The organism is Myxococcus xanthus (assembly GCF_006402735.1).
GTDB lineage: Bacteria > Myxococcota > Myxococcia > Myxococcales > Myxococcaceae > Myxococcus > Myxococcus xanthus_A.
Genome location: NZ_CP017174.1, coordinates 6,074,248 through 6,086,589, shown reverse-complemented (window position 1 = coordinate 6,086,589; position 12,342 = coordinate 6,074,248). Strand labels below are relative to the sequence as shown.

Here is a 12,342-nt window from a genome sequence, read left to right as displayed (position 1 = left end):
GGCTGCGGAATCGGCGCGGTTGGTCTGGGACCTCGCGACGCCGTGAACTACGTACACACCGCAGCCGCCCACCAGCTTTCTTACCTCAAATCAGCTCACGTGCCAGCTTGGAGTCCCACGGGCACCAGTGGCCCCCTGGCAGGAATGCGCCTCCCGCTTCATCCAAGTGGTCCTCCACGTACACCATGTTCGCGTCGCAGACCTCAATGGCCATCGAGAAGAACCGGATGGTGCTCGGGTCCAGATGGAATGAAAACTTCGGGTTGTACGGCTGGGACCTCTTGATGATGCGTCCATGAACGTGAATCTCGTTCTTCTCTTCTCCCGAGAGAATCTTTCGTGCATGGGAAATCGTATTCTCGTCCGTCAACTCGATGATGAACTCGACGCCCGGTGAGCTTGGTTGGGTGAATGCGAAGCGGACTGGCTTAGTCATCTAAGTCTCCTGTGAATGGGGTGGCGTACGTAGTTGAGCGTGAATGTGAATTCAAGTCTATTGGTCGTGTGGGTAGTTGCGTCGTAGGGTGGTGAGTGTGGCCAGGATAGCCACACGGAATGGTCGAAGATGACCCCTCGGTGGGTGTAAACGGCTCCATGCCTGTTAATGTTGTCGCCGCATCTGATCCTCGCGCTTTACGTCGATAAAGCGAGTGAGCAGTCGTATTCGTGGGACCTCTCAATAGTCCACCCCGCACTGTGCAATGGCTTCTGACTGTTCCGCGCGTGCGCTTTTCCGCCCGTCAATTGGGTTCGCCCAAAGCGGGGAGTTCTACGGGCAACCCACAGAGAGTCGCCCGCTCATGGTTCGTAGTACTGCCATGGTACTTGCATTCAGGATTTCCAGACAAGGCCCACGAAGAACCGTCGTGCTAAGCGGTGAACGTGTGTAGACCTCAAGGGTTGGTGTTTGTACTTTAGATGACTGAGGTCGTCAGCCCCGGCTGCTATGTCGCTTATCGCCTGTCAGGTTCTGGCGGCTGGCCCGGGGGCTACATGAGAGCTTTAGGAATTGCTGCACTGTTGCTGTTTGCGAGCGGGTGCGCGTCGACTCGTGTCGTGCATCTGAACACTGGGCGCGGAGAGCCTATCGCCTTCACGCCAGTTGAGTCCGACCCTGTCGAGATAGGCAAAGACGAGTTCAGGCGGGCTGTTGCGCAGCTCGTGCTCGACATGAGGTTAGACGTCGCCTTCAGGGAGGTTGAGGAAGACGGTCGCCGCTCGTTGCTCGCATCGTCTGGGGGCTTCGTTGACGGCGTGCAAGGCAGGTCGGCCCCCTCGGCATACGAGCGCATTTGCCAGCGGCAAGACGAGCCCCATAGCTGCCTGAGCATGCTTGCCGGTGGGTTCTCGCTGGGCCCCTCTGAACGGCGAATGCTCGCGCTCTACTTCGCACTCGACACAGTGTGGGTGGGCGTCGAGGACGCGATTCGGGACATGGTGAACCCTGCCGCCCTGCGGGCGATGGTCACGACGATAATCGGAACGGCGCTCGTGATGTTGGTCGCGCCCGAGCCCATTACGAAGGTCATCGCGATTGCCCTTACGGCCTCGCTGATTGCCTATCTTGGGACGGGGCCGGTGTGGAATCTCGGGCAGGGGTTTCTTAGGTTGCTCGACGAGTCTCGGGACGCGGCGGGCTTCGCGGACCTGGAGAGGGCAGGGCATCGCTTCGGGAAGGTGCTCGGGGACAACGGGGCCCGTGTCCTGGTAATAGTCGCGCTGTCCGCGCTGGGCGGGAAGAGCGCGATGGCGGCGCAGGGACCGAAGATGCCGGGCTTCGCTCAGGCGGCTTCCCGGGCGCAGCTTGAGGGGGGCTTCCAGCTATCGGGCGCGCTGGCCGGGGAGGTTCAGGCGATCTCGATTTCGTCGGCCGGGGTGCTGAACGTGACGCTCGCACCGACAGCGGTTGCCGCGGTTGCGATGGGCGCAGGCGAAGGCGCTGGGGCAGTGGTGGGCGCTGTTGGAGGCATCCAGGGCGACCCCGACGGCAAGGTGCATCACATCTGCACTGATAAGAACACTGTTTCCGATGCGACTGGTGGGCCGTGGACTCCGCTCTTCCAGGACATTTTCAACCGAGCTAGGATGAGTCTCAATGACAATGCGAATCTCGTTCGAATCAGAGGTCACAAGGGGCCTCACCCCCAGAAGTACCACGAAGAGGTGCTTGCTCGCATTGACAGTGCTACCCGTGGATGTCGGGGCGCCGAAAAGTGTCGAGCCGCGCTGGTTGGGGCGTTAGAAAAGATTGCTAGAGACCTAATGCGTCCAAGCTCCAAGCTGAGAAAGCTAGTCACCAAAGGCGCCGAGGACTAAGCTGTGAAACGACGCTTCTTTAATTTGCAGATCGACGTCTCTGTCCCAGGGCGTTGGTATTTTTCGGACCCAACGAACAGTCAAGGTGAAGAGATTGAAGACATTTGGCAGTTCACCGAAGGGGTTTCTGTAGACTTGCGCGAGAGGCTGCGTATCCCGGTGTCCCGTGCTGGGAACGCCTTGGATTTTACAACAGCGGGGGCCGGACGGACGCCCATCGTCAGTGCTCGGGTTGCCTCAGTATTTCGTGAGATGGCACCTTTCGATGTGCAGCTTTTCTCCGTGGATGTCGAAGGAGAATCGAAGCCCTACTTCTTGCTCAATGTGTCTCGAACGATTCGCTGCATTGATGATGCTGCATGCGAGGAGGTTCAAATTCGAACCGCAGATGAGTACACGGAACGAGTAGGCGAATACCAATCGGTCATGGGGCTTCGGATTGACACGTCAAAGGTGGGGGATGCGCGTGTGTTCCGGACGTGGGGATGGCACTCGCCGATCATCGTTGACGAAGAGATCAAGGATGCCCTCGAAGCGAACGGCATCTTCGGAGGCAAGTTCGAGGAGGTCTGAACCGCCCCACCGCAGTCCCTGACCTCGCCCCGGTGCCGCTCACAGTTGCGCCGGGGCGAGTTGCTTTGCGCGAGGGGCGTTCCGTTGGGCACAAGGGGGCGCCTGACTCTCCCGGGAGCGGGGCGCGGTAGATGGTCCCACTGCGCGCGGCTTCCTGGTGGTAGCTTCTGGCACCGGGAGGTCATGCGCCCTTGAGCCAACCGGCCAGATTGGTCCTTACTCTTGTTCTCGTGTGGGGGACTGCGACGCCAGTCGCGGCGGCCCAAGTGGAGCGCGCTGTACGCAAGCGCTCAGTGGTCGTCGCCAGTAGCCCCGCCGATGCCCTTCCTGTCGTCCGGGTGGCGCGCGACACACCGACGGTCTTCCTGTTCCCGGCCCCCATCAACCGGAAGACGCTCACCTTCGACGAGTCGAGGATTCACGTCCTAGATGCCGGGGAGCGGTCGGTCATCGTTCAGCCGGTGGCCGACCTTGCCGAAGGCGAGCGCTACGAAGTCGGGGTCTTCTTTGCGGACGGCAGGGCGCCCGCGCGAGCTGCTTTCTCGCTGGTGACGGACCCGGCCGAAGTGGACATTCAGATCAATGTTCAGCGTCCAGAATTGGCGGGTGCGGCATGCCCCGTTGACGAACCGCGAGCACCTCAACCCGAAGACTTCGTGTTGCTTGGACTTGTCGACAAGGAAGGTGTCTCAGCAACGCCAATTAAGGGTTATGCCGACGCAGGACGAGGCTTTCATGTGCAGTCGGCGATAGCCTATCGGGGGAAGGGATGGGTGCTGATAGATGCGAGAGTGACGAACTTTTCTGGGCAGTCGCCATGGCTTCCAAGAGAGGCGATGTTGACGGGCAGAGTTGGGTTGCCGCTCCGCGCCCGGATTGTGATGGCAGATACAACAGCGATTCAGCCAGGAGAGGAGCGACCAGTGTTGGTGGTGGCTGACCTGCCGCAATTGCCTGTAAGCCCGGTTTTTGCTTTGGAGTTGGTTGGAGATGGGCGCACGCTCAAGATTCCCAATGTGCGCTTCCCGAAGGCCGCCTCTGGGGCGACGCCATGAACGTGATTTCGATATTCCCGCGTGCTGGAATGTCCGTTGACGGCTGGCGTGTCATCAGGGAGCTTGGAAACGGAGGGTTTGCAGTCGTCTTCCTCGTTGAGAAGAACGGCCGGAGGAGCGCGCTCAAGCTGGCGCGTCACCGGGATTCAAGCGGGGACGACAAGCAAACTCATGCCAGGACGCTCCGGGAGCTTTCGGCGCTTCTCCTCCTGGACCATCCGAACATCGTCAAGCATCGTGGGTACGGATACTCCGAGCATGGGAACGTCTATCTCGCGCTTGAATACATTGATGGTTGGACGCTAGCGGAGTGGGCAGAGCGGAAACACCCCACGGTGCGGGAGGTCTTGCAGGTCTTCGACAAGCTTTGCTCCGCACTGTCATACATGCACAGTCGTGGCGTCCTGCATCGGGATTTGAAGCTGTCCAACGTTCTGATTCGAAAGAGCGATGGAGAGCCAGTTGTCATTGATTTTAGCTGTGCGAACTACTCATTGGCCGAAGAGCTTACGGATGCTGGCTTGCCCCCGGGCACGGACCGTTTTCGCGCGCCTGAGCAATTCAAATGGCTCCGGGAGCACAAGGCAGAGCATCGCGCGAAGTACGCATTTCGTGTCGCGGACGAGATCTTCGCGGTCGGAGCAATGCTCTATGAACTGCTGACAGACCCCCGCCCGACCGAGATTCAAGCGCGCTTTTCGCTCAACAGTACAGTCGCATTGCCCCCACCCGCGCGTGCGTTGAATGGGCGCGTGCCGGAAGCGCTAAACGACCTCGTGGCGAGCATCCTGTCGCGTGACCCGGCCAAGCGTCCCGTCGACTCAGAGGCTCTACGTCGTGAGCTGGGCGAACTCCTGGCCTATTCGAGCGCGGAGTATCTGACCCCGGTGCATCCACCATCCGAGCAGCGGCAGTCGGCGCTACCGGACCAGCAGATGCCCGCAGTTGCGAACGCAAGCCTTCCTGGGGCGCCTATGCGTTCTGGCCGGGGATGGCGCGGGCTCTTGGGGGGCCTCGCTGCCCTCATCGCCCTTGTCGTAGCCGGGGGCTTCTGGCTCAGCCGAGGGGAACGGACGCAGCCACGAGAGCCGCAGGTTGCTAGTGCGCCACCGCCTCCCAGTTCCCCACATTCCGCGCCGCTCGTATCGGCCGCCCCTGCTATGTCACCTCCTAGCCCCCCGCCTGTGCTGCTGACGGGCCCTGAGACTGCCGCTCCGAAGGAAGGTTCAACCGTGAAGACGACTCCGTCACCCAAGGCCCCGACCCAAGGACGCCCGCCGGGCGGGAAGCCGAGGGCGACCGCTGTTGCCGACTGCGCGACGATGACGCTCGTCGCGGCGCTCGCGGCAGGCTGCCCCGGGGCTCAGATTCGGCCCGAGTCGTTCACCTGCCCGTCTGGTGCGGAAGAGACGATGCGGGAAGACCTTCGCTGGGAGATTAACCAGCCATTCACCCTCACTCTTGACAGTCGCCAGGGGCCTTACGACGAAGTTTGGTTCACCGCAGGGGCTGACGTGGTGGGGGTTGTTCCCAAGGGAGTTGCACGGCCGCAACGAGCCTTCGCGCCGCCCGGGACACTCTTCTACGGGAAGGCGTATTTCCTCTCTGACCGCATGGGGCGCTCGGAGGGGCCTGCGCTCGTCATCCGTTACGACCGGGTGAAGCTGCCGGGACAGGACGAACGCCCCGTCTGCTTCGTGGTCGAGTCGCCTGCCAAGGGCTACGAAGATGGCCGAGTGAAGGCGTTCAACTCCGGGGGCGGATACGTCGTGGACCGCTGGCCGTGAGAGCCTCGAAAGGACGTAATAGGTAGGAGGCCGAAATTGGGCCGAGCAAGCCGTTTTGTCCTGATGACCTGTGAAGGCGTTCCCTCGGCTGGATGCGGCAGGTAGCTTCCCTTGCCGCGTTGGTCGCGAGTCTGCGCACGAGGGGAAACGGCATGTCGAAAGCAATCGAGTTCAAGATCCCGCCAGGGGCGATTCTCTTCTCGGCGGATGGCGTCGGCTACGAGTTCCGCGAGGACTTGGGGCCGACGCACCATGGGATGTCCCTCTTCGTGGCGCGGCTGCGAAACTCCTCGGGGGAGCCTCGGGGAAAGGTGCTGCTGAAGGCGGTTCCTGCGCCATCGGAGAAGGAAGGGGGGCGGGTTCGGCGGGCGCGAGCAAAGCTTGATGAGCAGGTTCGTCTTGCCGCCTCTCTCTCTCACCCGGCAATCCTCAAGGTCCACGGGCTCCACAAGGTCGAGGGCTACTGGTACGTCAGCGCTGAGCATCCATCCGGGAACTCGCTGAACGAGCTGCTGACGCTCGTGGTCGAGTGCCGTCGATGGTTCTCGCCCCTCTTCGTGATGTTCGTAGGCTCGCAGGTGGCGGCAGCTCTTGAGCACGCGCACACGGCGAAGGATGCCAGCGGACGCCCGTTGAACATCGTTCACCGAGCCATCGACGTCGCGCACATCTTCATGGACTGGGACGGGACGGTTCGGCTCGGCGACTTCGGTCTCGCGCTGTCCAACTTGCCGGGGCGCGTGGCTTCCTCTGTTCGCGGCCCGCGAGGGGACTACTTCTATTCGTCGCCTGAGATGCTGCTTGGCGGGCCCGTCGACGCGCGCTCGGACCTCTTCATGTTGGGGGTGGTGCTGCTCGAAATGGCGACGGGGAAGAATCTGCTCTTCCACCCCGATGCCATCACGCCCGAGGTCATGGGCTCATTGTCCGTGAAGAGGCGTCGGCGAGTCGTTCAGGCAATCAAGCGGGCCACGCTGGCCGGGGCGTCCCCCATGGTGGAGGACGCGATTTGGCGTGCCGCGACGCTGACGGATGCTGACGTGGACGCGATGACGGAGGGGCTTCCCCAGGGGCTTCGCGTGACGCTGAACCGGCTTCTTCGGGTCTCCCCCCGCGAGCGCTACCAGTCTGCCGGTGAGCTGGCCGCAGACCTGGCTGCCTGGATTGGGGGTACCTTCACTAAGGCCGACGCCGCTGCGGAACTCAGGGCGCGTGCGGCTCAGGCAGAAGAGGCGCTGGATGCGCTGGGGCTCACGCCGCCTCGGGGTCGCGGCAAGCGCCACCCGGATGACGTGACGACGTCCTAGCCACAAGGCTTCCCCGCCCAGGTGCTTTCGGCTTGCTGGTGGCGCGGAGCCGGTCCAGGATCCTCCGGCCGGATTGGTGCTGCCACTGGGAGTGAAGTGCCCCTCATCGTTCATGAAGGGAGATGTAGTGGACCGATGCCGTTCCCGTCGTTCCAACTTTCTTCCAACAAGGTGGAGCCAACTGGGACCAGTAAGCACCCAATTTTACTGGGCACGAGTGGCGGAACTGGCAGACGCAGCGGACTTAAAATCCGCTGGCCCGTAAGGGCCGTCCGGGTTCGATCCCCGGCTCGTGCATTGAATTCTTCAGTAATTACGTGCGGTTAGGAGCGGCCTCCTTCCATGTTGCACGTATGTCGCACGGCAGAGCGAGAGGCCGGTCCAAAACGGCGACTGCCTCTCTCCGAGTGTCGGGGCTCAGGTGGGCGTAGCGATTCGTCATCTCGATGGTCGCGTGCCCCATCAGCTCCTGAATCACCTTCAGCGGGACACCCCTCATCGCGAGATGGCTGCCGTAGGTATGGCGCAGATCGTGCCAGCCGATTTGCCCCACTTCGCGGGTGATGCCCGCCGCCCGGAGGGCGCGACCCAGCGGTGCCGCCATCTTGCCCTTGGTGAGTGGCTGCCCGTCCTCCTGACAGAAGACGAACCGCCCCCGACGGTGCCGGTGGTCGTTGAGCGCATCAACCACGGAGGCAGGCAAGTCGACCGTCCGTTCACGCCCACCCTTCGGCAAGCCCTCAATTCCGCGCCAGATGGTCCTGCGAACGTGAAGCAGGCCCCGCGCGAGGGTCAGGTCGTTCCACTGGAGCCCGATCAGCTCTCCCTGCCGAAGCCCCGTCTTGATGGCGACGAGCAGCAACGTGCGCCATTCGGGCTCAGCGACGGCGAGAAGCTGATCCGCTTCCTCAAAGCTCAGGAAGTCGAAGGGAGGCTTCGGTAGCTTCCCAAAGGGCTTTACGCGCGGCGCCTGCCGGATGACCCCATGCTCTTCTGCGAGTGTCAGGAGCTTGTGAAGCACGGTCAGCACGTTGTTGATGGTCTTCAGACTCAGGGGCTTGGGCTCGCTACGCTGCCGCTTCCGGATGGCTCGCTTTGACGCGGAGTCCTTCCGCTTGTGAGCAGCCGACTTCTTCTTGCGCATGTGCGCCTTGAAGTCTTCGATTTCGGCCAAGCGGATGTTCGCGAGCGCCACCTTCCCGAAGAAGGGGAGGATATGGTCTCTGAGAATCTGTCGTTTACTGTCGACGCTTGAGTGCTTGTTGTTGTTCTCGCTGTAGGTGAGGAGCCGCGGAGTGAAGTCCGCAAGCGTGATGGGGCTTTCCTCGCCGCACTGCTCCTTTCCGAAAGTCCCGTTGAGCAAGGCGCTGCGCAGCTCGCGTTCGTATTGCTCAGCACCCCGACGGGTCTGGACGGGCGAGAACTTCACGACTCGCTGTTTCCGTCCGTCCGCATGCTGAAACACGAAGTCCACTTGCCACGCCTCCTCAGACTTTCCTTCCTTCGTCGTCCACTTCCGCAACCTGGCGCTCATCGTCGACTCCAAAGCGCAGAATCGCGGCCCTTCCCGGCGGGGGACTCTACCAGCGCGGCATGCTGGATTCGCAGCGCTTTCCCGATGCGAACGACGCCCGGCACCTGACCCAGCCGAATCGACTCGTAGAGCGTTTTTCGGTTCACGCGCAGAAGTGCTGCGGCCTCGTCGACCGTGAGGAACTCAGGGGGAGCTTCTTGGGTAACGGGCATGGCTACCTCGGGAAGACCTTCCGGGGCGCGAGTCGGCCGACGACGTGAAGGCCGATGCCGACGGCGTCCCAAACGTTGTGGTGCTTGTCCTGGGAGCGCGGGAGTTGCACCCGCAGGTGTTCATGCGGTCGCTCGCCGATGCGCGCTTTGATGCGCTCGACCATGACGTCACCGTCGAGCGTGCCCTTCCAGTCGCGAGGCAGGAAGCTGCGCTCACTCGTCGCGCTGAGCCCACCGGCAACCCGGCCGACGACGCCCGCGAGTTCAATCAGGTCGTTCGGGTCGCCCTTGGATTTGCCAGCTGTGTAGACCTGGGGGCACTCGCTCGCGAAGGTGACGGAAACAGCCACGCCAGCGGCCCTGAGCGGCTCCAGGAACGACGAAACGAACGCGGCGACTGCTCCCGCCATGGTCGCCCATGCCGCAAGCCCACGGGCCCTCCGCTCGGGATTCGTGGGCATGGCCGCCGCGAGCAGCTCGCCCGAGTCCAGGTCGAAGAGCGCGACGCCGCACTCGCGAAGCCCAGGGTCGAGCGCCACCAGTAGATTCCGAGTCGTCGGCATCAGCGGGCCGCCACCAGGAGGTGAGGGGAGGCCGCTTCACCTTTCAGCGCGGACAGCAGCCGCAGCTCGGCGAAGTCGACGACATCGAAGGCGACCGTGTCGTCGAGGTCGGCGTCGAGATACGGGCAGAGGGTGGGCGGGAGCTGTTCGAGCGCGTCGGTTGGCTTGGCCATGCGTTGCACCTGTTAGGGAGGGCGTTTGCTCCCTAAATGGGTGCGGATTTCGGCCGTGGTTCAGGCAGCGCGCTTTGTTGGTGGCTCCCAGACGAGCAGCCGCCCGGAGCTGTCGCGCACGGTGGCGACGTCCTTCGACATGATGCGGGACAGCGCGGGCTCGGCTTCGATTGCCGGTGCCAGGTCGGGAGTCGTCTCCTTCATCGCCTCGCGCATCAGGTACGCCTTGCGCTCGGCTGCGTCGTGCATCCGCTGGGCGTCATTGGCGAGCAGCTCGCTAATCAGCTCGTCATGCACCATGAGGACGAGTCGCGAGCCGTAGAGCGCCGAGCGGCGGTCGACGTACATCTCGCGGCTGACGCGCCACATGGCGAGCTTGCACCCGACAGCGCCGAGTCCCTGGAATGGCGTGTTGAGAATCTGCGTGTAGCCGCACCCGCCGCGCAGGATGTTGGCCCCCGGAATCATCACATCGGCGAACCCGCCCCCGTAGGTGCGCGACTTCGCTCGTTGCTGTAGCTCGCGCTGCTCAGGCCACGCGTTGAGCCACTTCGTGTCCAGTTCCTTGGCCACTTCGACGCAGGCCCGGCAGACCATCTTCGGCTTGCGCTGGACGGTGATGACGACGCGCTCGACGCCGCAGACGTCTGCGCGCTTCGCCAGCAGGCAGAAGGAAACCCGGTCCTTCGCGCGTGCGTTGTAGACGAGCGAGCCGCCCGTCATCCCGCCACCCTTGCCGAAGTTGAGAATTTTCGCGAGCTGGCGGAAGGCGACCGCGAGGGGCTCTTTCGACTTCACCTTCGAAAGCAGCTCGTCGTAGCTCGCCCCGAGGAATTCAGCCGCGGCAAGGGTGTGGACGTCGAGCCCGCTGTTCAGCGCTTCGGCCATCTTCGAGAAGCCGAGTTCCCAGATGGCCCGCTGAGCCATGGTGCGAAGCTCAAGCCCGCCGTAGTCGACCGAGCAGTAGACGAAGCCGGGACGGGCTTCGTGGACCTCTCGGATGCCGCCCTTCTGCGGGAGCTGCTGGTAGTCGCTCGAAACGCGCGTGGTGCTGACGAGCACGTTGAAGCGCGGATTGATGGGGAGCGAGGTGCCCGCTTCGACGACGTCCAGGTAGGTCGACTTGTACTTGTCGACGCGCCCGCTCTTTCCCAAGTCCTCAAGCAACGCGTCGCCCGAACCGAGCAACGTGTCGCGGTCGGTCGCGACCTGGCCGTCGGGGAATCGGTCGCTGGGCGCGGTGATGGGCGGCTGTCCGTCGTAGGCGGCAGTCACGAGCGCCGCGAGGCGCTTTGAGTCTTTGGTGCCATCGGCCCGGTAGATGCCCGCCGCCTGGAACTTCGCCCGGTTCTCGCTCCATTCCCGCTCCACCCGCTCCCGCAGCACGGCTACCGAGTCACCGTTCGTTCGGAGTCCCCAGATGGAAGCGAGGTGGAGCGCGAAGGCGGCGCGCATCTGCTCGGCTTCGGCATGCAGGTTGCCGCCGTTGGGCGTGTCGCGGGCAACGGCCTCCTGCCGGAAGAAGACGTCGAGCGTGTAGCGGGCGTCACGCTTCGGGTACTCCGCAGCTTCCGTCGGCCAGCGCTCGACAGGCACGCCGTCGAGTTCCGCGTAGCGAAGCCGCCATGCCTTCGGGTTCTTTTTGTCCTCGCTGATGTCGAGCCCGAGATGGCGCTGCACGAGAAGCGCGAGCGGGTAGCGGGCGCCTTCGTCATCGTCGAGCTTCCGGCCTGTCGACGGGTCCACTCCGTACAGGCCCCGGGCAATGTCGATGAGGGCTTCGCGGACCTGGACGCAATGCAGGCGGCCGGCTTCTAGCGCCGCGAAGATGAGCGCAACGAGGCTCGGGTCGTCCGCCGCCATGACGCCCAGGTCGTAGGCGAGGTTTGCGCCAACGAGGTGCGTGTCAGGCGCGGCGATGGCCTCGCGAAAGAACTGCCGGGCTTGGGCCTTGTCCAGCAGTCGTTCGCTGCCTGGAGCTGCTGCCGCGATGCTGCCGCACACGAGAGGGGGCGCGAGCAAGCCGGGCTGAATCAGCCACGTTTCCGTGTCGAAGGACCAGACATTCATGAAGGCTGCCTTTGGGAATGGGAAAGCGGCCCGTGTCGTGGGCCAGCCGCCGACGGAAGCGCGCCGTCAGTCGCCGCCCGGAATCAGGCGAGGGCGTCGGTGAGCGCGGGGAGCTTGCTCGCCTTGCGCGCGTGCTCGGCCTGGGCGAGCTGCTCGTCGTTCATCTCGACGTGCGACCAGCGATAGCCGCTGATGACCTTCCCGGCGTGGCCCTCCTTCGCGGGGAGCTGCTTCGGGAAGACCTCGCAGCGAATCAGAAGGTGGGTGCCCGCCTGTCGCTCGTCGAAGAACTTCTTCAGCGCGGCCGGGTTGGCGAACTCGTACTCGTCGGCGCCCACGAGCGTCATCAGGAAGGACTTAAAGCGCCCGCCGCCGCCCTTCTTCTGGTCGCTCAGGTTCTCGACGTAGTCGACTGTCTCGCCCGGTCGGCTCGGAGTCTCGCCACCCGCGAGGGGCTCAGACTCGCGAACCTTCAGCTCGGCGATGGCAGAGTCGCCCTTGAAGCCCTCCTTCGTGCGGATGACCTCGACTTCGAGCAGGTAGCGACCGAAGCGCGGGTAGCGTCCGCCAGCCGCAGCCTGCGCGGTGGCAATCTTCGTCAGTGCGTTGTTCATGGTTACGTGGGCCCTTCGGCTTGGGTTGCGTCAGCGGCGAAGTGTGCTGACCCCACGTAAATGCATGCGGATTCTAAGCGTGGCCCACCCAAGGGCGTATCGGCAACGGACTGGCCGGGTCTTGCGCGACCCAACAAG

General features: G+C 63.4%; 12 protein-coding genes and 1 tRNA gene. 6 read left to right on the top strand and 7 right to left on the bottom strand.

What is annotated here, in order from left to right:
• Positions 1 to 85 precede the first annotated feature (85 nt).
• On the bottom strand, positions 86 to 436 hold the full coding sequence (locus BHS09_RS24730; protein WP_140799299.1) for a BP74-related protein: 351 nt from the start codon (positions 434 to 436) through the stop codon (positions 86 to 88).
• Between the two features lie 557 nt (positions 437 to 993).
• Here BHS09_RS24730 and BHS09_RS24725 point away from each other — a divergent pair.
• The 6 genes from BHS09_RS24725 to BHS09_RS24700 all read left to right on the top strand — a co-directional run bounded on the left by BHS09_RS24725 (position 994) and on the right by BHS09_RS24700 (position 7,335).
• A complete protein-coding gene (locus BHS09_RS24725; protein ID WP_140800757.1) occupies positions 994 to 2,316 on the top strand; it encodes an AHH domain-containing protein in 1,323 nt (440 codons plus the stop codon).
• 3 nt (positions 2,317 to 2,319) lie between these two features.
• Positions 2,320 to 2,889, top strand: a complete 570-nt coding sequence (locus BHS09_RS24720) for an imm11 family protein (protein WP_140799298.1) — start codon at positions 2,320 to 2,322, stop codon at positions 2,887 to 2,889.
• Positions 2,890 to 3,080: 191 nt separating this feature from the next.
• Positions 3,081 to 3,944, top strand: coding sequence for a DUF2381 family protein (locus BHS09_RS24715; protein WP_140799297.1), 864 nt, complete (start codon positions 3,081 to 3,083; stop codon positions 3,942 to 3,944).
• Positions 3,941 to 5,731: a serine/threonine protein kinase gene (locus BHS09_RS24710; RefSeq protein WP_140799296.1), complete on the top strand. Its 1,791-nt coding sequence runs from the start codon at positions 3,941 to 3,943 to the stop codon at positions 5,729 to 5,731. The genes BHS09_RS24715 and BHS09_RS24710 overlap by 4 nt, the downstream gene beginning before the upstream one ends.
• A 92-nt stretch (positions 5,732 to 5,823) precedes the next feature.
• Positions 5,824 to 7,038: a serine/threonine protein kinase gene (locus BHS09_RS24705; protein WP_140799295.1), complete on the top strand. Its 1,215-nt coding sequence runs from the start codon at positions 5,824 to 5,826 to the stop codon at positions 7,036 to 7,038.
• A gap of 211 nt (positions 7,039 to 7,249) precedes the next feature.
• Positions 7,250 to 7,335 (top strand) — tRNA-Leu (locus tag BHS09_RS24700).
• A gap of 16 nt (positions 7,336 to 7,351) precedes the next feature.
• On the opposite strand, the gene BHS09_RS24695 is transcribed toward BHS09_RS24700, so the two are convergent.
• The 6 genes from BHS09_RS24695 to BHS09_RS24670 all read right to left on the bottom strand — a co-directional run bounded on the left by BHS09_RS24695 (position 7,352) and on the right by BHS09_RS24670 (position 12,204).
• Positions 7,352 to 8,572 carry a tyrosine-type recombinase/integrase gene (locus tag BHS09_RS24695; protein ID WP_174260583.1) on the bottom strand — a complete coding sequence of 407 codons (1,221 nt, stop codon included), beginning with the start codon at positions 8,570 to 8,572 and terminating at the stop codon, positions 7,352 to 7,354.
• Entirely contained in the window at positions 8,569 to 8,784 is a 216-nt protein-coding gene (locus BHS09_RS24690; RefSeq protein ID WP_140799294.1) for a helix-turn-helix domain-containing protein, read from the bottom strand. Before BHS09_RS24690 ends, BHS09_RS24695 begins: the two co-directional genes overlap by 4 nt.
• A 2-nt stretch (positions 8,785 to 8,786) precedes the next feature.
• Entirely contained in the window at positions 8,787 to 9,347 is a 561-nt protein-coding gene (locus BHS09_RS24685; RefSeq protein ID WP_140799293.1) for a hypothetical protein, read from the bottom strand.
• Positions 9,347 to 9,520, bottom strand: a complete 174-nt coding sequence (locus BHS09_RS24680; RefSeq protein WP_174259280.1) for a hypothetical protein — start codon at positions 9,518 to 9,520, stop codon at positions 9,347 to 9,349. The genes BHS09_RS24685 and BHS09_RS24680 overlap by 1 nt, the downstream gene beginning before the upstream one ends.
• A gap of 60 nt (positions 9,521 to 9,580) precedes the next feature.
• A complete protein-coding gene (locus tag BHS09_RS24675) occupies positions 9,581 to 11,590 on the bottom strand; it encodes a DNA polymerase I (RefSeq protein ID WP_140799291.1) in 2,010 nt (669 codons plus the stop codon).
• 83 nt (positions 11,591 to 11,673) lie between these two features.
• Positions 11,674 to 12,204: a hypothetical protein gene (locus BHS09_RS24670; protein ID WP_140799290.1), complete on the bottom strand. Its 531-nt coding sequence runs from the start codon at positions 12,202 to 12,204 to the stop codon at positions 11,674 to 11,676.
• Positions 12,205 to 12,342: the final 138 nt, after the last annotated feature.